At 38.6% G+C, this 22,368-nt stretch carries 19 protein-coding genes; 8 read left to right on the top strand and 11 right to left on the bottom strand.

Annotated features, from left to right (window positions below):
- Nucleotide 1: 1 nt before the first annotated feature.
- Nucleotides 2-1,027, top strand: coding sequence for a T9SS type A sorting domain-containing protein (locus REI64_RS01615; RefSeq protein ID WP_308848333.1), 1,026 nt, complete (start codon nt 2-4; stop codon nt 1,025-1,027).
- Between the two features lie 170 nt (nt 1,028-1,197).
- Here REI64_RS01615 and REI64_RS01610 read toward each other — a convergent pair whose 3' ends face one another.
- Nucleotides 1,198-2,031, bottom strand: coding sequence for a DUF5694 domain-containing protein (locus REI64_RS01610; protein WP_308848332.1), 834 nt, complete (start codon nt 2,029-2,031; stop codon nt 1,198-1,200).
- A gap of 327 nt (nt 2,032-2,358) precedes the next feature.
- Nucleotides 2,359-4,626, bottom strand: a complete 2,268-nt coding sequence (locus REI64_RS01605) for an outer membrane beta-barrel protein (RefSeq protein ID WP_308848331.1) — start codon at nt 4,624-4,626, stop codon at nt 2,359-2,361.
- A 506-nt stretch (nt 4,627-5,132) separates the two neighbouring features.
- On the opposite strand from REI64_RS01605, the gene REI64_RS01600 reads away from it, so the two are divergent.
- Both REI64_RS01600 and REI64_RS01595 read left to right on the top strand, forming a co-directional pair.
- Nucleotides 5,133-5,582 carry a hypothetical protein gene (locus REI64_RS01600; RefSeq protein WP_308848330.1) on the top strand — a complete coding sequence of 150 codons (450 nt, stop codon included), beginning with the start codon at nt 5,133-5,135 and terminating at the stop codon, nt 5,580-5,582.
- A gap of 402 nt (nt 5,583-5,984) precedes the next feature.
- Nucleotides 5,985-7,916 (top strand): ATP-binding protein, encoded by a 1,932-nt coding sequence (locus REI64_RS01595; RefSeq protein WP_308848329.1) that lies wholly within the window; start codon nt 5,985-5,987, stop codon nt 7,914-7,916.
- Here the strand turns inward: REI64_RS01595 and REI64_RS01590 are convergent.
- Together REI64_RS01590 and REI64_RS01585 are read right to left on the bottom strand one after the other, a co-directional pair.
- A complete protein-coding gene (locus REI64_RS01590; RefSeq protein WP_308848328.1) occupies nt 7,888-8,682 on the bottom strand; it encodes a hypothetical protein in 795 nt (264 codons plus the stop codon). The genes REI64_RS01595 and REI64_RS01590 overlap by 29 nt on opposite strands.
- A complete protein-coding gene (locus REI64_RS01585) occupies nt 8,682-9,377 on the bottom strand; it encodes a carboxypeptidase-like regulatory domain-containing protein (protein ID WP_308848327.1) in 696 nt (231 codons plus the stop codon). Before REI64_RS01585 ends, REI64_RS01590 begins: the two co-directional genes overlap by 1 nt.
- A 130-nt stretch (nt 9,378-9,507) precedes the next feature.
- Between REI64_RS01585 and REI64_RS01580 the strand changes: the two genes are divergently transcribed.
- The gene (locus tag REI64_RS01580; RefSeq protein ID WP_308848326.1) at nt 9,508-10,140 is read left to right on the top strand and encodes a response regulator transcription factor; all 633 of its coding nucleotides are present in this window, start codon (nt 9,508-9,510) and stop codon (nt 10,138-10,140) included.
- A 105-nt stretch (nt 10,141-10,245) separates the two neighbouring features.
- Here the strand turns inward: REI64_RS01580 and REI64_RS01575 are convergent, their stop codons facing one another.
- The 4 genes from REI64_RS01575 to REI64_RS01560 all read right to left on the bottom strand — a co-directional run bounded on the left by REI64_RS01575 (nt 10,246) and on the right by REI64_RS01560 (nt 17,395).
- A complete protein-coding gene (locus REI64_RS01575; protein WP_308848325.1) occupies nt 10,246-10,935 on the bottom strand; it encodes a hypothetical protein in 690 nt (229 codons plus the stop codon).
- A 409-nt stretch (nt 10,936-11,344) separates the two neighbouring features.
- On the bottom strand, nt 11,345-12,631 hold the full coding sequence (locus tag REI64_RS01570; protein ID WP_308848324.1) for an efflux RND transporter periplasmic adaptor subunit: 1,287 nt from the start codon (nt 12,629-12,631) through the stop codon (nt 11,345-11,347).
- A gap of 1 nt (nt 12,632) precedes the next feature.
- The gene (locus tag REI64_RS01565; RefSeq protein WP_308848323.1) at nt 12,633-16,949 is read right to left on the bottom strand and encodes a CusA/CzcA family heavy metal efflux RND transporter; all 4,317 of its coding nucleotides are present in this window, start codon (nt 16,947-16,949) and stop codon (nt 12,633-12,635) included.
- 113 nt (nt 16,950-17,062) lie between these two features.
- Nucleotides 17,063-17,395 (bottom strand): DUF6660 family protein, encoded by a 333-nt coding sequence (locus REI64_RS01560; RefSeq protein ID WP_308848322.1) that lies wholly within the window; start codon nt 17,393-17,395, stop codon nt 17,063-17,065.
- Nucleotides 17,396-17,689: 294 nt separating this feature from the next.
- Here REI64_RS01560 and REI64_RS01555 point away from each other — a divergent pair, with 294 nt between their 5' ends.
- Together REI64_RS01555 and REI64_RS01550 are read left to right on the top strand one after the other, a co-directional pair.
- Nucleotides 17,690-19,234, top strand: coding sequence for an ATP-binding protein (locus REI64_RS01555; RefSeq protein WP_308848321.1), 1,545 nt, complete (start codon nt 17,690-17,692; stop codon nt 19,232-19,234).
- Nucleotides 19,227-19,580, top strand: a complete 354-nt coding sequence (locus tag REI64_RS01550) for a response regulator (RefSeq protein WP_308848320.1) — start codon at nt 19,227-19,229, stop codon at nt 19,578-19,580. Before REI64_RS01555 ends, REI64_RS01550 begins: the two co-directional genes overlap by 8 nt.
- A gap of 256 nt (nt 19,581-19,836) precedes the next feature.
- Here REI64_RS01550 and REI64_RS01545 read toward each other — a convergent pair whose 3' ends face one another.
- Complete coding sequence (locus REI64_RS01545; protein ID WP_308848319.1) at nt 19,837-20,610, bottom strand: hypothetical protein; 774 nt, start codon at nt 20,608-20,610, stop codon at nt 19,837-19,839.
- Between the two features lie 368 nt (nt 20,611-20,978).
- Here REI64_RS01545 and REI64_RS01540 point away from each other — a divergent pair, with 368 nt between their 5' ends.
- Nucleotides 20,979-21,200 (top strand): hypothetical protein, encoded by a 222-nt coding sequence (locus REI64_RS01540; RefSeq protein WP_308848318.1) that lies wholly within the window; start codon nt 20,979-20,981, stop codon nt 21,198-21,200.
- 5 nt (nt 21,201-21,205) lie between these two features.
- A complete protein-coding gene (locus REI64_RS01535) occupies nt 21,206-21,421 on the top strand; it encodes a hypothetical protein (protein ID WP_308848317.1) in 216 nt (71 codons plus the stop codon).
- Nucleotides 21,422-21,703: 282 nt separating this feature from the next.
- Here REI64_RS01535 and REI64_RS01530 read toward each other — a convergent pair whose 3' ends face one another.
- Together REI64_RS01530 and REI64_RS01525 are read right to left on the bottom strand one after the other, a co-directional pair.
- On the bottom strand, nt 21,704-22,015 hold the full coding sequence (locus REI64_RS01530; protein WP_308848316.1) for a hypothetical protein: 312 nt from the start codon (nt 22,013-22,015) through the stop codon (nt 21,704-21,706).
- 107 nt (nt 22,016-22,122) lie between these two features.
- A complete protein-coding gene (locus tag REI64_RS01525; protein WP_113635034.1) occupies nt 22,123-22,302 on the bottom strand; it encodes a histone H1 in 180 nt (59 codons plus the stop codon).
- Nucleotides 22,303-22,368: the final 66 nt, after the last annotated feature.

Genomic DNA, 22,368 nt, shown 5'->3' with positions numbered 1-22,368 from the left:
GATGCGCATTCCCAAGATCACGATGCTGCTGGCAGCCATGCTGCCGGCCATCCCTTCCCTAAAGGCACAGCTATCGGCCGGCAATGAAGCCCTTACCATCAAAAGCGGTACGACCTTCTCCAGCCAGGGCCTGGTGCTACAGCCTGCCATAGACCTCACGCTGAAGGACCAACTGCTGGAGCAAACAAACACCACCGTCCACACCAGCAGCAAAAACAGCATCACAAGGCATTACCAGCTCAACAATCCCATCAGCTTTATTGGCACGCTCGGCATCTATTACAACACCCAGGAACTGAATGGCAATGCCCAAAACCTGCTGGCCCTATACTACAGCGAACAGGGAAATACCGGCAGCTATACTACCCAAAACGGTGGAATCCAACAGCCCGCCTCCAGCTACCTTTACCAACAGTACGACCAAGCCATTATTTTTAGCCACCTGACCGCCGCAGAAAGACATAGCACTCTACCCGTAGGCCTGGCCGATTTCAGCGCCAAAGTCGAAAACAAGGGTGCCAGACTTTACTGGAAAACCCATTGGGAACGCAACAGCAGCCATTATATCATCGAACGTTCCGCCAATGGCCACGCTTTCCAGCCCTTGGGCACGGTGGCCGCCAAAGGCGATTTCAACGGCACGACCAGCTACAGTTTTTTGGACGATTCGCCCCTACAGGGCAAAAACTATTACCGTTTGACGCAGTTGGACCGGGATGGGAAGAGGCACGACCATGGCATTACGCAGGTCAGTTTCCAACTCAAGCATAACGATATCCGTCTATATCCTAATCCACTTAGCGGAAGCCTGCTTTCCGTGAACTTCATACATCCTTCGCAGCATAAGAACAACGTTGATATCCAATTAGTAGACATAAGTGGAAAAATCTACTACAGAAAGACTTTTTCTATAGCGTCTAATGGCATCTATGTTCTTCATCTCGACCAAAAGCCGCCCAGCGGCACCTACTTAGTACATATCCATAGTGGTGTAATTGATCATTGGAAAAAACTGATCGTACCCTAAATCTCGACCTAGTAGCTCGCCACGATAGATGTCTGAGTACAAAATTGCAGATGATGAATTTGTTGACGACAATACTTGACTACGACGGTACATCGCTGCAAGTCTTACCGTTCGCCGGTAACTAATCCTTTTGAAATATCTATTGACTGTGAACCTGATGTCAGCATTACCTATTTCAAAACCTTATGGACCGGAACCAAGCTTGCCTTATCATCAAACTCAACCAACTGAGCAATGATAGCCGCATGTCCAGAACCTAACAATACCATGACCCTTTCATCATTATCACCCAATGCTTTCTGTACAAATGAATACATCAATAGGTTTCTACGGTACCATTCACCTACCAAACGGCTGCCCTGAAAATCATTAGACCTGCCAGCCCTATTGAATAAGCTAATATAAGCGCTATAGTCTTCCCTGCGTGCCTCTGGGGTATTCTTCAAAAGCAGCAATTCTTGTAAAGTATATTTTTTACGATCATCGGCTTCTTTTTTAGCCATTGCAGCTATTTTTTCTTGTATTTCATCTGCCAGTTCGGCCTGCCCAGCCTCCTTAATAGCGGCCATAACTTCTGCAAAAGGAAACTCGGTTTTAATATCGATGCCGTAAAGCTGCCTATGGCCACTCTTCTTTGCCACCCTAAATGCTAACTGGAAAATTTCGCTGTTACGATAGAATTTCTGATTTGGATGACGTTCCTTCACAACATCAAAATACCTGTTGGCAAGGTACAACGTGTAGAGACTATCCAGTTCCGACTGTTTATCGAAATCCCACTCAACAAAAATTTTGGTGGGTCCAAATGCTACTATTTGGGCAGTAATGTTTTCGAGCTCGGCCTGAACTGCGTCGATATCCAGAGCCGTGGTTTTCACAAGGTCTAGGTTCGGACTATCGAAATGAAAGGTTCCCAACAATAGTATCTCTGTTTTTTTCTGTGCACTCACATCAACAGTGAGCAAAATTAAGATGATTAGATAAATAGATCTTGCGTTATACATGGTATTCTGGTTTAAAATTATTGATGGATAATCGAATCAAGTTATCAGACGAAGAATGTGAACGAGAGGTTGCACGTTGCATGAGTTTTGAGAGTACTTGACGTCCTAATTAAATTATATCCCATGAAACTTTTTACTTTATCGTTCCGAATTTTTGTTATTTCACCTTTAGTCATCGTTATCCACCATGCAGCCCATAAACCGTTTGGAAGATAGCTACTAACTCTTCGCAAAGTCATTTTCGCTCATTTTATTTTTGAACATTGAGGCTAAAAACTGGAAAGGTCGAAAGACTGTTTTGCTATTTTTACCAAACATGAATTGTTATCAATTAGCTCGTCTCTTTTCTTCTTCGGCACTTCCAGATTTACGAGTAAGTGCATGGTCGTTACCACCAAACTTGTAGGTAAAATTTAGTAGTGCAGCCCTGCTGTCCCTAAGTCGTATTCCATCAACGGCAAAGCGTTGCATCGAATTTGTCCATCTGATGTTATTGGTAAAGAAAATATCGCTCAAAATAACCCCCAATGTAGCTTTCTTCGCCATAAAACTACGCTGTACTGCTATAGCCACAGACATATTGGCCTTAAGCTCTATATTGCCATAATACTGGCTGCCATTGTAATTTCCTACTAGTTGCGCAGACCACGGACCAAATGTGAAGCTATTATTACTATTAATCATTACATGGGGGCGTGCATTAGAAACTGCCTGACCATCTATTTCACCATGGAATTTACCATAAAAACCACTTAGATTAGTACTGGAACTGAACCATTTTGTTAGTTTGAGCGGCAACGTGAGTACCACCGAATAGCTTTCGTAGCGTTTTAGGTTGGTAAAGCCCACCAGAATATTATTGGCGTTGTCCAAAATCTGGGTTTCAATGATAGGATTTGCGGATCGGAAATAATTTAAGCCTATGATATACTTGTTGTTCAGCGTGTAATTGATATCCATCGTATAATTGAGCGCAGGTAGTAGTTCAGGGTTTCCTGCCACTCTAATGGTTGGTTCAATGAAATAGAAGTATGGATTGAGCTGCGTATAGCTTGGTCTTCCTATCCTTCTGCTGAAATTGAAACCAAACCCATGTTTTTGACTAAGTTGATAACTGAAAGCTCCACTGGGAAAGAACTGAACGTATTTCCGCCCGAAAATAGTCATCCCCTTACCTTGGCCAACAGTTCTTTCGGTTCTTAATCCCAATTGTAAACTGATATTCCCCAACTTCCTACCATAATTGGCAAAGGCTGCCTGGATCTGTTCGTTGTAGCTAAATGTACCGCTAAGTTCAGTATTGGTTTGTAATTCTTGCCCAACCCTATTATAGAAATCCATATCGGTTATTGAACGGATATGACTAAACTTTCCGCCCAATTCCAATTTCCCTCTTAGAAAAGACTTTTCAAGATTTAACGCTCCCGAACGGATATCCAATCTTCCCTCAGAATTATTAAATAACGATATCGGATCTCTAGAAGGCTGATCGTTTGCATTGAGATAGCCGAAATCATAGGACTGCATATCGTCCAGGTTGAATTTAGCAAAATCCATATCGAGATTTAGAATTGCTCCCAGTGTATCTAACTGCTGTCGGAGATTAAAGTTAGCTCCATAATTTTTCCTCTCATTGATGGTATTGGTTAACATGTTACGAAAACCATTAAGCCCTGCATCTGTACCATATAGAGAAGTTACGTTATCGATATTGCGATGGATCTTTGTAAAAGCCCCAAAAAGTTCCGTTCCTACTGTTGTACGCTTTCCTAAAAGATATTCCATGCCCAATCTAGATGTATGGGCACCGAAAGTAATGTCCTGATAGAAATCCTGAAAGGAGCTTGCCACTCCATCAGATCGTTCTCCAAAAAGATGTGTAACCTCCATATCTGCAAAATCACCACGATAGGCATAGTTATAATTGGCCATAGCTGAAAAATTTCCCTTCCTATAATTGAGATTTCCACCGTTATTACTTTTTAGAAGCTTACCGTAGCCGCCATTTAAAGAAATATTACCATTACTTCCACTTGCTATGGGTTTGTGAAGTTTGATGTCAATAATGCCTGCATTACCAGCAGCGTCATAACGTGCGGATGGGTTGTTAACCAGCTCAATCTTATTGATATTATTAGCTGCAATGCCCCTTAACATTTCTGTAAGTTCGGTTCCGGATAACTGTACTAGCTTTCCGTTGACCATTACCACCGGATCAGTCTTTCCTCTCATCATCAAGTTTCCATTCTGATCTATTGAAATGCCAGGCGATTTTTCTAACACCTCCAAAGCAGAACTTCCATTGGCGGCAACATTCCGTCCTACATCAATCACTAGTTTGTCTAGCTGCTGCGTTACGGCTGGAAGTTCTGCTACTACCTTTACTTCCTTAAGATTGGACGACATAGGTTCCAACCTTATGGTAGGCAGCACTAGATTAGCACTGATTTTAAGTGTATCTGAAATATAAGGACGATAACCCATAAATCCGATACTAAGTAGATAGCGACCTGAGCTAAGAGCATTTAAAATGAACTTTCCGTCAATATCACTCATCGCATATCTTACTGGTACTGCTTTTTCAATTGCAAGCAACTGAATAGAAGCCCCTTCTAACTTATACTCGTTGCTAACGACAACCCCTTGTAGGCTAAACCTGGGTTCATTCTGTGATCTTGCAACAATACTATTGAGTAAAAGAGCGATTAACACCAACAAATGGACTATATAGAAAAAACTTTTTTTATGCAGATTTTGAGAGGAATTCCTGTTATTCATTTCTTTGTAGAATATTCTTAAATACTTTACAAAGCTGCTCTATTGGTACATCTAGTAAAAACTTTGCCCCTCTATAGCACCATTTGATCGACAAACGACAACTGATTCTATACAAGCGGTCACCAAAATTTCATATCAAGAACTATTGCATACGATTTGTCCCTACTTCAGTTATTTAAACTGACTTCTGTTTTTGCCTCAGTTATTGTGCAATTATCTTGGCAATACTACAAATTAAGTATAACTACTGATGCCATAAATACAGTAAAAACCCTATATTCTCCTTAAGGCTTGGCGTCTATTTTTGTCAAAAATTAATCAATATGACAACAAAAAAAATCCTAATCGCTTGTCTGCTCTGTGTTGCCAGTTCAATGATCGGTCTTGAAGCAAACGCACAACAGAAAAATATCCCAGCCAAGGTAAGGTCTACAGGCGAAAGCAAATCGGGGGGACAAAAGATTTTACAATGGATAAAAGATGACCTGCGAGGTTACTATGTTGCCTCTCTCGCCAATGGCTCAGTGCTTACAGTTAGTATGGATGGCAAATGGTTACAAAGCATACATCCGGTTCTCGACAAAAAATTCCCACCAATTATCTCTGCCGCTTTAAATCCTTACAGAATAAAAGGTTACGAAGTAGATAACATGGTTATAGTAGAAGATGCCACTATAGGCAAATATTATAATGCGGATGTAACTTCAGACGACGATGCGGCCACGTTATACATTGATCTTAAAGGCAAAATCTTCAAAAAAGAGAAGATATAAAAGTATTGGGGCTGTCTCAAAAGTAAAATCTGCTCCTTGAGAATCGAATATTTGAAAATGCTCTCGTAGGAGGGTACGAATAAAATCGACAAAAAAAGGGGCTGTCTCGACTTTTGAGACAGCCCCTCTTTACAAAAATGCATTATACATTTATATACATTACTTAATAGCAGCAAATGTTAGAGAAAAAATGCGCTTGTAACATATAAAGAAAAATAGTGTCTTAACTACTGATCTACAGAAACCTATCCAAAAACAACTTTATAAATATTACTACCGAAACAAATCATCGGTCGTTTTACCAAAATATACAATTGATTTACAAATAATTGAAAATACTGCTTTAGCCATATTTGTAAATGAGCTAGCATACTTTATTGCCGCCCAATACCATAGTATATTATGATCTCACACCGTTCGTTTACTATTGCCTTTTTACTAATTGCTTTTACAATTTCGGTCTATCCCCAACAACTTAAAGATTCCGTCAAAGTTTACCAGCTTATCCAAATTGCCACTGAAAAAGCTGGAGCTGGACAAAAAGACTCTGCCGATATTTATTTCAGGCAATCTGGCAAATTGGCTAAGGAAATCAAATTTGATAATGGTTTCTTGAAATACACAGGCGACTACACCAATTTCCTATATCGTGAGCTGAAGTACAAAGAGGGCTTGAAAATTGCCGAGGAACAACTACAGAAAAGTATCGAAATAGGCAATAAAAGAACAGAGGCTAATGCCTATAATAATATCGGGCTTCTATATTATTCACTATCCATGATGACTAAGGCCGCAGAATATTACGTTAAAGCATTAAAAATAGCGGAAAAAACAAACGATCTTTTCAATCAACGTAAATTTAACAGCAACCTCGCATCTGTTTTTATAGACTTAAAAGATTACAAAAAAGGCAGCTTTTATGCTAAACAAGGCTATGATATTGCTACAAAACTGAAGGATACCTCGGCAATGGGGAGAAGTCTAGTGAACCTAATTGTAGCAGAAGTATTTGAAAATCAACTCGAAAAAGCTAGGCAACATTCGGTCACACTACTGGCAATTGCCAATAAAACAGCTGATGTTGACCTTTTGCTTACAGGCTATATCAATCTCGGGGATATCTATCATAGACAGCATAAATTCAGCGAGAGCATAGAAACCCTAAAATTAGCAGAATTGAAACTTGAAAGAGCTGATCCAGGCTATGACACCTACGTGTATCAAGGATTGGCAAATGCCCATAAAAGTTTGGGAAATTATGGACCTGCAAACCATTATTTCGAAAAGTGTGTATCCAATGCTGCAGATATCATGGTAATGGCCGACCTAAAACAGGTATATCTATTAGGTGCCGAATTGAAAGAGCAAGGTAAAAGCTTTGAATTGGCTCTTGCATACAGAAAGAAGTATGAAAAACTAAATGATTCACTAATCAGTAAAACCAATCATGAAATTATCCAAGAGATAGAAACAAAATACCAAACCACTGTTAAGGAACAGCAACTGACAAAACAAAAGCTACAGATTGCGAACCATACCAATGAAATAAATAGCAAGAACAATCTTATTCTTATTACCTCAATTGTTATTTTATTTTTACTTGCAATAGGCGCTATTGCATTTATTGTAGATAAACAAAAAACAAAAGCAATGACCATGCAGCAGGAAGTAAAGCTGTTAGCTGCACTATTGGCAGGAGAAGAAAGAGAGCGTAATAGAACAGCAAAAGAATTGCACGATGCTGTAGCCAGTACGCTATCCGCAGCTAAAATGCAACTTAATAGGATAAGCGAAACCAATAACACCGAATGCACAGCGAGTAAAGAAAAAACCTTAGCCCTTATTGATGCAGCAGCAAGGGAAGTACGCAGCATCTCGCACAATATGGCTCCTAATATACTTTTGGAAGAGGGCCTCACCCATGCTATAGAAAGTTTCTGCCATAAGGCCTCAAGTAGTAACCTACAAATCACCACTTACTTTTTTGGAGATACTACATCATTAGATGCTGAATATGCGCTAATTATCTATAGGATAGTACAAGAAGCAGTGAACAATATCATCAAACACGCCAATGCCTCTGAAGCTTTGGTACAACTAAACGTTAGCGACATGCAATTAGACATTACCATCGAAGATAATGGGAAGGGATTTGATGTAAACGGTATCAAGAAAAATGGTTTAGGCATCTCCAACCTTATCAATCGGATACAATTGCTTAACGGTAGCCATGAAATTAGCTCCACCATTAACGAAGGCACCAATATCTACATCAATATCCCTTTGGGCACCTCAGTAAAACGCGCTACTCAAAAGTCTTTAGTGCCTTCCTAAATTCTCTTAGGTCCTTATTGGTAATGCCCCAGCCATCGGTAATCTTCCACGCCATTTCGTTGATATGGTCATATATTTTCATCCATTCGGGTAGTACATAATCTGGCTCATGTGCCTCAATGGGGTCCCAATGTTGGGCTACCCTTAGCTTTGGTTTGTTCTTTACCTCTTCCAGCAACCTTAACAAATTTGGATTGGTAGTTACCACAAATTGTTCGTAGTTGTTCCTGGATATTGGAAAACGCTGTTCTTCCTCGTCATTGTCGTACCAAGGCATTGACCGAGTTTTGTTAAGACACAACATACCTACATAAATTGTGGTGGTATCTCGTCCACCCCCAATGCGTTCGGTAGGAGGCACTGGAATAATATATTTTTCAATAGAAAGGCCATTCTGCTTATCATGATCCATACTTACCCCAATCAGTCCTGGTGGAAATTCTACGTACACAGGTGGAGTTCCGGGCATACGATCATTCACCAAATTAATATCTACATAAAAAGTATTTACATGGGCATAAAGTTTCTCCATACTAGGATCGAACCTTTTGTGTGGTCTTTTCACTATCCGTATGCCCTGAGGCAGTGTTAATATATTACCTAAGGGCACATCATCATTATCGCCCAATCCCGGACCATTCTTTGAAGCTGGTATCGCAATTTTATCATCGTCTCCCTGCGGAAAAATGATATCATTGTCATCTTTTTTACATGCTGCCAGAAAAAGTAGACATATAACGGTGTATCTAAAAAACGCTGCTCTCATTATCTGTTATATTCTATCTTAAAACAATTGTCACACTGTCCATCAATTCGGGGTTCAAAATCAAGCACCAAGCTAGTTTCAAAAGCGTTGTCTGTGTTCCATCTACGTAATGTAAGCGGATTGGCATTGTATCTGGCCGTTACCCTATATCTGCCCATTGGCAAGTCTTTCAACTGGTGGCCATCCAGCGCTTTCGCTATAAAGGTTGTTCCGTTACTTCCATCTATCAATTCACCCTGCGGCGTAAAGGTAAATTCAATATCTTCAGCATTTACATTAAACTCTGGATGGTTATCTATGGTAACCAAGCCACCATAATAACCTGATAACGGGTAAGCCTTCTCTCCAGTAAGTTGCCATTTAAAGTTGCGCACCGCACCCTCTCCCCCAAAACCGACATCACTATCTGGATGAAGGTAAAAGTTGTACTTTTTGCCGTGGTAAGTCTTTTCATAAAGCGCAAATGCGTACCACGAACCGGTAGGAATTTTTACACTATATTTTCCAGCGCCATCTGTTGTTGCAGTAAGATTAGCATTAAACAAAACACTATTGTCTACAATTATTCTTACGCCTACCAAGGGCGTTCCCTGTGAGTCTGTAGCTATACCGCTAACCACACCATTATCTTCCTGTTTTTCTTTGCTGCACGACATTATTGTCGCCAACAGCATCATCATTAAAACTATTCTCATCTTGCAAAGCTATAGAGAGATCAGTACCAGTTTGAGAGCACATCTACGCAAACGAAAACTACCGTAGTTCTACTTAAAATAGATACTACTGCTTTTGCTTAGCTTGCGTTATTAACTTATATTTGATAAAATGATAAAAATAGCTATCGCTGATGACCACCAGCTTATTTTAAATGGACTTAAAGCTATCTTAAACGAAAGTACAGAGATTGATATTATCTTTACCGTGACTAACGGACAACAACTCTTACAACAACTAGAAATTGAGGTCCCAAAGTTACTCTTACTGGATATAGAACTTCCGGATAGTAATGGGATTGATTTGTGCAAGGCTGTTAAAGACAAATATCCCGACATCAAAATTATTGCACTTACCAACCACGAGGAAACAGTATATGTTAGAAAGATGATGAAAAGTGGTGCAGATGGCTACCTGCTAAAGGGAACAGATCAGGTTACGCTTATCAAAGCCATTACCACAGTGGCTAAGGGCGAACAGTTCATAGATGAATCCATTAAAAAAAATATCCTACAAGAAACAATTTCTGGAAAAAAATCTGCCTCTCTACTTAAACTTACTAAAAGGGAGAATGAAATACTCAGCCTAATTGCCAATGAGTATTCTAATCAGGAAATTGCCGACAAGTTGTTTCTGAGCATCCGCACCGTTGAGTCCCATAGGTTGAGTCTAAGTCAAAAACTCAATGTTAAAAATACAGTAGGATTGGTTAAAGAAGCCTATCTACGTGGCCTGATCAAATAGTACAAGTTTAAAAACACTAAACTGTATAAAAAAGCCGACCCGCAAATAGCGAAGTCGGCTACACATTACATAAACTACTAAGTTTAAACCTAAAAGGTGCTTTTGTTAAAAAGTATACTTGATACCTATACCACCATTTTCTGATCCAAAACCTCCCCCATTCAGATTGATAGCTGGCATCCAATCTGCACTTATGGCGATAGGCATCCCATCAAATTTGTATTCCAGACCTGCCACACCGGCAATTCCAAAATAAAATGAGCCGGTGCCATCCCTATATTCGGCTGGTAGTATCGAATTCTTTATAGAAGAATTCCCAAAATATGCACCTCCGCCAAGCATCCAATATAGTCCGCTAACATCGGCTATTGGTCGCTGGTACTGATAAAGTGCAGTCACTGTAATATCATTCACTATTCCGCCCAAACTCCGGTAGCGGAAAATTGCTTCTATAGCATGTTTATCCTTAAAAAAATATTTTCCAGTTGCTGAAATTCCCCATAAAAATTTCACCCCGACTGCAGCCTTAAACGGACTTTCCGTGTTCGTTGATTGACTGGCAAGCCCAGCTTCGGCAGCCGGCATCTTCTTGTCAGCATTAGTGGCGCCCACACTAAGCGAATCTCGATCGGCAGTATTAATCTTTTCAGGAACTTTTGTTCCAAGAGGATTACTTGGTGCGCCACTACTTATCGAAGTTACGTTTCCAGTTATAGCCTGCTTTTTTAATTGAGCGTTTGCATTTAAGATCGCCAATACTGGCGCAAAGAATAAAATAGTCTTTAAATGTTTCATTATATGATTTTATGATGTTATGTTTTATTTCATACCTAGTGGCGAACTTCAAACAGACAACCGCTGTCATCCACCCTATAGATAGTACTTCGCAAAAGTACCATGCGAGCTATTGTATTTTTTGCGTACTGATACGTTGCTTCCTTTTTGGGTAGTACTACTGAACAGATTTAAACCCCTCTAAATCGGACTACCTTTTTTAAAAATATAATAGTCGAAAAAATCTGATTAACAACACCAAAAACCAGATAAAGAAAGTGTTAAACCACTGATGATAAAACACTAGAAAATGATAAAAACACTAAAATAGTCTAGGCACAACGATGCTAATGTAAGAAATACGAAAACGGTGACCATTAAAAATACGTGGTCACCGTTTGGAATAGATATTAGCTATTAAATACTAATTTTAATGGTCGTGCCCTCCCGTATTGCTTAATTTGGCATTGATAAAAAAAGCTCCTTTGGTAACAATCTTTGTATTTTTGGGTATATACCCCATTGGCGTAATTGCCGTGTAGCCAAGTTCTGAAACTCCCTTTGCTACTTCCATTTTTTCAAAATTCTTATTAGCAACGTGATCTTTTGTAGCTACGTTTTCATGTTTTTCGCCTTCTTTGTGCGTATGTTCCTTTTCCCCACTTTTTTCAACCGCCTTTTTATCGGTTTGCATAAAGATATAGAATTTACCGTCAGCCTCTACAATAGCATCATTTGGAACGGCTTCAGTCAATGCTTTGTTTACGCTCACCATTCCGGTGATGTTCATGCCATCAATTAAACCAGCTTTATTTCCGGTAACGGTACAATGAATAGCGATTGTTTTACTCTCATTCTCGAAAGACGAACCGATATTAAAAACTTTAGCCGTATAAGTAATTTGTGGATTATTAGTTACCGTAAAATTTACCAACTGCCCTATTTTTATGAAGGGTAGATCCTTCTCAAAAACCTGTAAATCTAGGTGGATTAAGCTATTGTCTACAATTTCTACCACGGGCGAAGAAACATCTACATAACTACCAATCTTGGCAAATTCGGCACTTACCGTACCACTTACCGGACTAGTTACCGAAAGTGCAGCAGTTAAGGTAGCCGCAGTAATGGAAGCAGGATTGATGCCCATCAACTGCACTTGCTTGTGCAACGATGACTTTCTAGCTCTTAACGAATTGAGTTCTGAAGTGGCATTCTGTAGGTTTTTCAGAGCGCCAGCATTACCTGCATTCAATTCACGTTGGCGTTGCAATTCTTGTTCGGCTAAAGTAATTCTGCTACCGATAGTTAAATATTCTTCCTGCAATTGTACAAACTGCGGATTTTCGATCGTAGCAATTACCTGTCCTTTGCGAACGTAATCACCCATTTGAACCCTTAAACTTTTCACAACGCCGCCATATAGCGATGTTGCATTAGCTTTATTGTTATTAGGTACTCGTAATGCACCATTTGCTTTAATAGCAGCGGTAAGGCTTTTCTGTTCTATGGTTCCCAAAGTGATACCTACAGATTTAATTTGTTCTTCGCTGAGCGATGCAATGGTAGCTGTTTCTTCGTGATTTCTCTCTTTAGCTGTCTCAGATTTTTTGGCTTCGTGACCATGGTTATCTCCATCACCTTCTGTATGTTTTTCTCCGCAACTGTTAAGCGTAACAACGGTTAAAGCGAAGAATAATATGTTAAAAACAAGTTTCATCTTATTTATTATTGTAGTAATTAAATTGGATAGCTGAATGATTGTATTGGTTCAAGACATCTAGATAGCTCTGTCTAATACCGATGGCTTGGCTCAAAAACTGTCCTAGTTCGGCAAAGCTGATTTCGCCAGATTTATAGCTCAATGTAGCAGCAGCAATAATTTGTTCCGCCTGTTTCAATCCAGCAGTTTCATAATATTCTAATAACGATTGGTTTTTCTCTAAATCTGCAACGGCCGACTTTCGCTGTGTTTGCAATTGTTGTATTTGATAGGCAAGTGTTTTTTCCTGCACTTCTTTTTCTGCAGTTGCCACTTTTATTTTGTTACGATAAGTGCCTCCACCAAATAACGGAATAGCTGCAGTAACTGAAAAACCAGTAAATGGATCATTTGCGCCCCACAATCGTTGCGAAAAGAACCTACCCGAAAACTCAGGTCTGTTGGTGTTTTTTTGTACGGCAATGTTTGATGATGAAATATTCACGTTCTGCTCTTGCAATGCCAAAATAGGATGAGTTCCGCTAACATCTGTATTTGCAGCACTTACTTTTACTAACGGCGAAGCCAAAGGTAACAACCATTCATTTTGGTTCAACAACATCATCAGCTGTTGCTGTTGAATAGTTATTTCCTTACTATTCTGAACCATGAACGCTTGCAGTTCTCTCATTTTCGCTTCCGCAGCAACTTTATCCAAGTTAGCTACGTCACCGGTTTTCACTCGCAGTTCAGTAGTTTTGAACAACATGGTGTAAATACTATCCAAACGTTTATAAAGCAATTGCTTGTCTTGCAGATACCAGAGCTCATAATAAGCAGTCTTCACATCTCTCTTAATCGTAGCATTAAGCAAATCAGTATTTAATTCTGCATATTTTAGCTGCGCATTCAAATAGTTTTTTCGAGCGGCATACAAACCTGGCCAAGCAATAGCCTGCGAAACGCCGATCTTCAAAATACCTACCCTATCAGATGGGCGGTAGTCTTCATTTTCTGCAAAAACACCGGTTTTGGGTATTTCAAATGCAGTTTTGGTATTCAGTTTTGCACTTTTCACTTCAGCTTCGTTTATATCCAGCTGCTGATTGCTTTTCAATGCAACTTCAACTGCATTTTCTACCGAAATACGTTTTTGTGCCGTGGCAGACGAAAATCCTACTAACACCAAAACTACTGTTGCCACAACGGTTTTGCCTCCAAACCTACCTTTTAATTTAATCGCTCCATCAAAAATGATGTACAGCAAAGGCAGTACAAATAGCGTAAGGAAAGTTGCTGTAATTAACCCTCCAATTACTACGGTAGCTAAAGGCCGTTGTACTTCTGCACCTGCGCTTGTGCTAATAGCCATTGGCAAAAATCCTAAAGATGCTACCGTAGCGGTCATCAACACAGGACGCAAACGGGTAACTGCACCTTCCCTTACCCTCTTCAAAATATCATTCATACCTTCTTTTTTTAATTGATTAAATGTGCCTATAAGCACGATGCCGTTGAGCACAGCAACCCCAAAAAGGGCAATAAAGCCTATGCCAGCACTGATACTGAATGGCATACCACGTAACATTAGTGCAAACACACCACCAATAGCACTCATTGGAATAGCGGTAAAAATTAAAATGGCTTGTTTAAAAGAACGGAAAGTAAAATAGAGCAAACCAAAAATTAACAACAGTGAAACCGGAACAGCTATCATTAAACGGGAACTCGCTTTTTGCAGGTTTTCAAACTGTCCACCGTAGGTGAAATAATAACCGGATGGGAGCTTGATTTTTTCATTTAACTGCTGTTGAATATCTGTAACTACACTTTGTACATCACGACCAGCAACGTTGAAACCTACAACAATACGTCGCTTTCCAGCTTCTCTACTAATTTGTGCAGGCCCCAATTTGTAAGCAACCGTAGCAACTTGCGACAATGGAATTTGAAGCCCTTTGTCGGTCGGGATCATCAAGTTACTTACATCGTCCATACTACTTCTGTGAGTACTATCCAAACGCACTACCAAATCAAAACGTCGTTCGTTTTCGTATACTTGGCCGGCGCTTTTACCTGCAAAAGCGGTACTCACCACGTCATTTACATCTTGTATAGTTAAACCGTAATTAGCAATACGAGATCTATCATACTCGATATTAATTTGTGGCAAACCACTTACACGCTCTACCTGCGGAGCTGTTGCACCCTCCACGTTTTGTATCACCTCACTTACTTCATTTGCATAATTAGCTAAGGTATCTATGTTCTCTCCGAAAATTTTTACAGCTACATCTTGTCTAATACCAGTCATTAATTCGTTGAAACGCATTTGTATAGGTTGATTTTTCTCAAAGAAAACTCCCGGAATTACCTCCAGCTTTTCAATCATTGCATCGGCCAATTCTTCATAACTTTTCTTCGTTTTCCATTCCTTCATCGGTTTCAGCACTATCATCAAATCCGTAGCTTCTGGCGGCATTGGGTCTGTAGGTACCTCGGCCGCACCAGTTTTCCCTACTACCATTTTCACTTCATCAAATTGTTTAATTAGTCGTGAAGCTTGCATCGAAGTCTCGATACTTTGGTTCAAAGAACTTCCCTGCGGAAGGATACAGTGAAAAGCAAAATCGCCCTCTTGTAACTGCGGGATAAACTCGCCTCCCATCCTACTGAAAAAGAAAATCGAAATAGAGAACAATAATACCGTTGCCGTAACCACATAATATTTGATTTTGATTACTTTTTCTAGCCATGGCAGATAGATCCCCTGTAGTTTTTCCATCATCTTATCGCTGAAATTCTTTTTAAGAACTGGCTTTTTCGAAAGGAAAAGTGCACACATCATCGGGATGTAGGTCATCGATAAAATTAGCGCACCAAAAATGGCAAAGCCCACTGTTTGCGCCATTGGACCAAACATTTTTCCTTCCACACCAACCAGCGTTAATATTGGTATGTATACAATCAAAATGATGATTTCGCCGAAAGCAGCACTTGTACGAATTTTCGAAGCTGAGGTAAATACCTCTTCATCCATTTCACCCTGCGTTAACTTATTTATAGATTTTCGCAAACCCAGATGGTGCATGGTTGCCTCTACTACAATTACCGCTCCATCTACAATTAAACCGAAATCTATAGCACCCAAGCTCATTAAATTGGCACTTACACCGAAAACATTCATCATGCCCAAAGCAAAAAGTAGTGCCAATGGAATAGCAGAAGCGACAATAAGCCCTGCTCTTAAATTCCCGAGAAAAATGACCAAAACGAAAATCACTATCAATGCGCCTTCAATCAAGTTTTTTTCTACAGTGGCAATTGCTCTACCAACCAAATCTGTACGATCTAAGTAAGGCTCAATAATTACATCATCGGGTAATGAGGCTTGTATAGTTGGCAGTTTTTCTTTAATACGTTTCACCACTTCATTACTATTCTCGCTCTTTAGCATCAGTACCACACCACCCACAGCATCTACTTCACCATTATAGGTTAAAGCACCATATCTCACTGCACTCCCGAACCTTACCTCCGCTACATCATTAATATAAATAGGTACTGCTCCAGAATTTTTAACTACAATTTTCTTGATATCTTCTAAAGAACTCACCAAGCCAATACCTCTAATAAAGTAAGCATTAGGCTTTTTGTCGATATAAGCACCACCAGTATTTTGGTTGTTCTTCTCTAAAGCCGTAAATATTTCTGGGATACTTATCCCCATTGCCCTCAACCTATCGGGATTAACGGCGACCTCATACTGCTTTAATTGTCCGCCGAAACTGTTTACCTCGGCGATACCTGCGGTACCGTACAACTGTCTGGCAACAATCCAATCTTGCATACTGCGCAAATCTTTGGCATTGTATTTATTTTCACTTCCTTTTTTAGGGTGGATGATGTATTGATATACCTCTCCCAAACCAGTACTAACGGGCGCCATTTCTGGCGTGCCTACACCTTGCGGGATTTTATCAACGGCTTCTTTCAAGCGCTCATTGATGAGTTGACGGGCGAAATAGATGTCTACCTTTTCATCAAACACTACCGTAATTACCGACAGACCGAAACGGGAAATACTACGTATCTCTTCAATTTTGGGCACATTGGCAATACTTTGCTCTATGGGAAAGGTAACTAACTGCTCCACTTCCTGACCGGCAAGCGTTGGGCAACTGGTAAATATTTGTACCTGATTGTTTGTAATGTCTGGTACGGCATCAATGGGCAATTTGGTTGCACTCCAAACGCCCCAAATGATAAGAACAAAGGTCATTAAACCAATAAATAACTTGTTCTTTATGCTGAAATAAATAATTTTATCTAACATTTTTCATGGATGATTAAACAATAAATTATAATGATGGTTGCCGGCAGAAAATAGCCATATAGCAACGAGTGCTTAATGAAAACATTAAACACAAATCATCGAAAAATTAAAGATTAACCATTCAGTTTCGGCGGCTGCCAAATGCTTCCGTAGTAGTTAGAAACGAAACGTTGATTGGTAAAAAGATATTTTTTTTCTGTAAGGATAGCTTTCGGCTCTTCTTCTTTTTTAGCTAAAAATTTATTGTCTATTGTGGTATGACAACAGCTGCAATTACAAAAAGGACTACAGTTATCGTTTGCATCAGTCCCGTGACTATGTTCAGTAGAGGATTTAACTTTAGATTGTAGATTTTGCTCTGGCCTACATTCATTATAGGCGTCACTACATGGCAGCATCATCATACCCATGAGATAAAATACCAATATCAAAGCCTTGTACTTCATTGTCCGCAAATCTAAACATTATTTTAAAAGCAAACAGTATAAAATGTCATTTCTAGTTGACATAAAAGTACGCAAATTCATACGTTTAATTTTAAAGGATATCTGCAAGTTAAGGTAAATAAGCGATCTTTATTGCTACTATTCCAAACGAGATTAACCTAGTCTATCGAGTATATCATGCTAGACTATGATTTTTTGTTAAATTAATCATTATCTCCCAACATTCTGCTCATCAAATTGTTCATGATAACAGAAATAAAAAAAGCAATGTCATAGCATAGAGATTAAATTCGAATGAAAACAGATCAATTTCCCATCAACGGCAACGAACACGCCAGTTTTAACTTGTTGAAGTCTGCATTAGACTCATCCATAACTGGCATTATTATTACCGACAACAACCTTCCCGATAACCCAATCATTTATTGCAACAAAGCTTTTGAGAAATTGTCTGGCTACCATCGGAGTGAACTTATAGGAAGAAACTGCCGTTTTTTACAAGGCAGAGAGCGTGACCAAAAAGCTAGAAAAGACCTTCGTGAAGCAATTTCTAAGGGAGAATCGATTGTAACCGAAATTAGAAATTATAAAAGAAATGGAGAACTTTTCTGGAACGAACTACATATTTCGCCTATTAAAGACGATGCCGGAATTGTCTCACATTTTGTTGGCGTGCAAAATGACGTTACTCGTAGAAAGAATGCTGAAGAAAATCTGATTTTCGAAAGAAATGCTGTTGAACAGAAAGTAAAGGCAAGAACAGAAGAGCTAAAAGCAAATCAAGAATATCTTGATGGAATTGTACAAACTGTTAGACAAGGATTATTGGTGCTCGATCCGCAGCTTAATGTGATTTCTGCCAACGATTTTTTCTTTAGAACTTTTAAGGTTGAAAACAGAGATACTATAGGCAAGAAACTCTATAAATTAGGTAATGGCCAATGGGATATTGTTGGACTAAAGGTATTACTTGAGCAATTGCTACCAACCAATAACCCAGTACTTGATTTTGAAGTAGAACATGATTTTCCACATATTGGAAAGAAATTAATGTTACTCAATGCACATAGGATTGAACTAAACGGGAAATATAAAGACAGAATATTATTGGCTATCGAAGACATTACAGAATATAGAGCAGCCGAGGTAAGAAAAGATGAATTCCTATCTGTATCTAGTCATGAGCTTAAAACGCCATTAACCACTATTAAAGGATACTACCAAACACTAAATAAACTGATTGGGAAAGATTTATCACCAAAAGCTCTTAATATCTTCGAAAAAACTGGTCAACAAATTGAGCGCCTTCAACGAATTATTAGCGATTTGTTAGATATGTCTCGGATAGAAACTGGAAATTTAGAGCTTCATAAAGAAAGTCTTGATTTTGACCAGCTAATTTCTGAAGTTGTAACCGAAAGTCGTAATCTTTTCCCTTCACATCAAATTTTGGTGCAGGGTAAATTGGGCAAAACTGTCCTAGGTGATGAATCGCAATTGGTTCAGGTATTGCACAATTTAATTTCCAACGCCATTAAATATTCGCCTAACGAACAAAAAATCAGCATACATTTATCAGAAGTTTCCAACTTTGCTAAATTATCTGTTACAGATTATGGTTTGGGTATTGCCATGGAAGACCAAAAGCGCATTTTTGATCGTTTCTATCGTGCTTCCGACATTCAGAAACATTTTCCCGGCATGGGTGTCGGTTTATATATCAGCGAGCAGATTATTCTTCACCACGGAGGCACACTTTGGGTAGACAGCGAACCTGGCAAGGGCGCAACTTTTAGCTTTACTTTGCCAATTGCTACTAGAAAGGTTAACCATGAATAAAAAATTAATGATTTGTGATGATGACATTGCTATTTTAGAAATGGTAGAAATTATTATGGAAGACACTTCTTTTGTGGTAAGTACCGAGGTTGACAGCCGGAAGTTAGTAAAGAGGCTACACGAAGAAAACATTGAACTTTTACTCCTAGACCTATGGATGCCTGTGCTCTCTGGTGAGGATATTTTGAAGACGATACGTACTGATCCTGCATTAAACAAGCTAAAAGTTATGGTCATGTCGGCAGGTAGAGATGCACAAACTGTTGCAATGGATGCTGGAGCTAACAATTTCATTGCTAAACCTTTTGATATAGAAGATTTAATAGAACAACTAGAACATTTATAAGTGAATAATATAATTCTTTAAAATGTTAATTCCAGCTAAGATGATCTGGAAGCTGTATAAAACTTATCGAAAAATTACCATCAGTCCGAACTCGTCGAAGACTATTTACTGAAATGTTTCGATAATCTGTCACAAAACTTCGTGAAGCTAATCTATATTATATGAAAAGAATTTTAAATGGCTTTTAACCATTCAAAAAACACAAAACCAAGCTTAATGCCCTTATTATTTACATCCTATTAGTAAAAAAACCGTATTATAAGGAAGTAACCTTATACTTAGGCTTGGCAAAATTCATCAAAATACTCAGTAAAATTACCACAGATACACCATAACAAGTGTAAACTATAGCTTTAGCATCGGCTGATTGATTTGAAGCAATTGCTAATAGCGCCCAAATACCAACCAGACCATAAGCACGCATATTACGCTGCGTTACCATATAAACATTAACCAGCCCTGCAATTACAATCATAATCATAGCCCAATTAGAAGTGCTTAACCCAAAACCATCCCATTGGATCTTAGTTAAATATGCCGCAATATTAGCAATGATTGCTACAGATATCCACCCTACGTATAAAGTAAAAGGTATAGAGATAAAAAGGTAGTCTTTGATATTTTCCTCCACTAAACTAATGTGTAGGTTCAAAATAATTTTTAATAGTGATATCAATATCATCGCCATTAAGCCAACACTTAATAAAGTATAATTATATAACCAAGCGGCTACCCAAAACGAATTGCATAGGCATGAGATTAAAAACCACCATCCAATTTTATCAACTACTGGATGTGGCTCTTGCTTGTTAAACAAACTTCTACCCGTATAAATGGCAAATGAAAACAAACCAAGATAAATCAATCCCCAAATGGAAAAAGCGTAACCTGCCGGCGTAAAAAGATTAAAATAACGGTCGGAAACCGTTTTCATTGTATTTCCATTAAAAGCTCCAGAGTTTGATAAGTAGTTTACGAAAACGGTACTAACAAGTGCAACGCCGTTTACTATTGGAAATATCTTTTTCATCCGTATGTAATTTGATATGACTAAGAAACCAATAATCCTTGAAAAAGTTCTATTTAAATTCTTTTACCGAAATCACTGATATGAGGTTCTTTTCCCAAAATCAGGAAAACTATTTACTTACACAAGTTATTAATTAACGTGAATTATGGGTCTTAATCCGTCATTGCGAGGCACGAAGCAATCTTACAACTATGGCAGGGGCATAAACTTATTGCTTTAGGATTGCTTCGTGCCTCGCAATGACGGCATTTTTAAATTTTATAACATTTAATATGTTGATAGCCAAATAAAAACATCCATAATTCACGTTAATGAGCAACAACAAGATCAGCTATTAATTGTTATTTATTCCTAGAGAAGAAATTTTTATGAGAAAACGACATTTAGTATTCATCATTACCTCTACGGCATTTTATTGGTGCGGCTGTAATAGTGGCACCTCAGCTGAAGAAGGTCACCTAGCCGATTCAGTTATTGCAGACAGACCTCAAATGGATTCTACTACCAATAATGGAGATATGATAATAGATAGTCCAGCATTAGGAACTGATAACATTAGAATGGATTCGATGAACAATAGCAATAGATAAATAAAATGGCAAAGAAAGAAGAAAAAACAGATCAGAAGATTAAACCTAGAGATGGTTATGACAACACTGGAACGCAAGGCTATGATTCATTAACGGATGATGCCTATACAGGCTCTTCTGACAAACCAAATCAATATCCAAATGAAGATCAAAGTAGAACTGGTAGTTCATCGGAAGACTTTCCTGGCGACTTAGATGAGAAGAAAGATACTGAAGAATAACTATTGGTACTAAATAAACCTCTATAGACTTGAAATCCATAGTTTTTATGGCGGACTGAAAGTCCAAAAAATCATCGTCATCTCGACGAAGCTAGGAGGAGAGATCTAGCGATAAGGAAAAGATATAGTTTTTAGATCTCTCCTCGTGCCTCGTCGAGATGACGTAAAATTGATTAAACATTTATAGAAACTAAAGTAGCTGCAATAAAATTGCAGGGTTTTAACCTTTAACTAGATAATAAAAATGTCATACAAATTTGCATGACATTCTCGGCTTAATATTTATTTCACCAGCCCTAGCGAAGAACCTACATGTTGTAAGCGCTCTACGGTAGGAGCTTCTGTTAAGCCTTTCTCATCTCGTTGTTTTTGAAACGCAACAAAACTAGGCGTATTTAAAACTTCTTGTTGTACCTCTTCATTTTGATACATAGAAACATGTACAAACGTTAGTCCATCCTCTTTCACAAAAACATGGTATAAGAACTTGCTATTGCGTAATTCTTTAAAATCGTTCAGAAAGGCAGCGATATTACGTTCATTCTCCTCTACAAAATTGGCGTTAATTTTATAAGTAACTTGTACTGCAATCATCTCCTTTTATCTGTTAAGTATGTAAAATACTCTTTTTTCTTTGGTTAAGGTATAAAAAAAGACCTTGTAAAACAACAAGGTCTTTCATAATTACGTTGAGCGTTTTATTATTTTGCGCTATTTTTTTTCTCTGTAACTTCAGTACGAATTTCTTGAGCTAAACCTTTAAGATCTTGCATCGCTTTACGCACTCTTGTACCTGCAGCTGAATTACCTGCATTATAAAATTTTTCTACGTCTGCTTCGATAGCAGCTACTACTTCTTTAACTTTTGCAAATTTTTCCATTGTTATAATTTTAATTTATTGGTCAAATATATCATTTAAACGGAATAAACAAGCAAATCTTTATTT

The sequence above is a fragment of the Pedobacter sp. genome (assembly GCF_031119335.1).
Taxonomy (GTDB): domain Bacteria; phylum Bacteroidota; class Bacteroidia; order Sphingobacteriales; family Sphingobacteriaceae; genus Pedobacter.
This window is presented reverse-complemented; position numbering and strand designations above follow the sequence as displayed.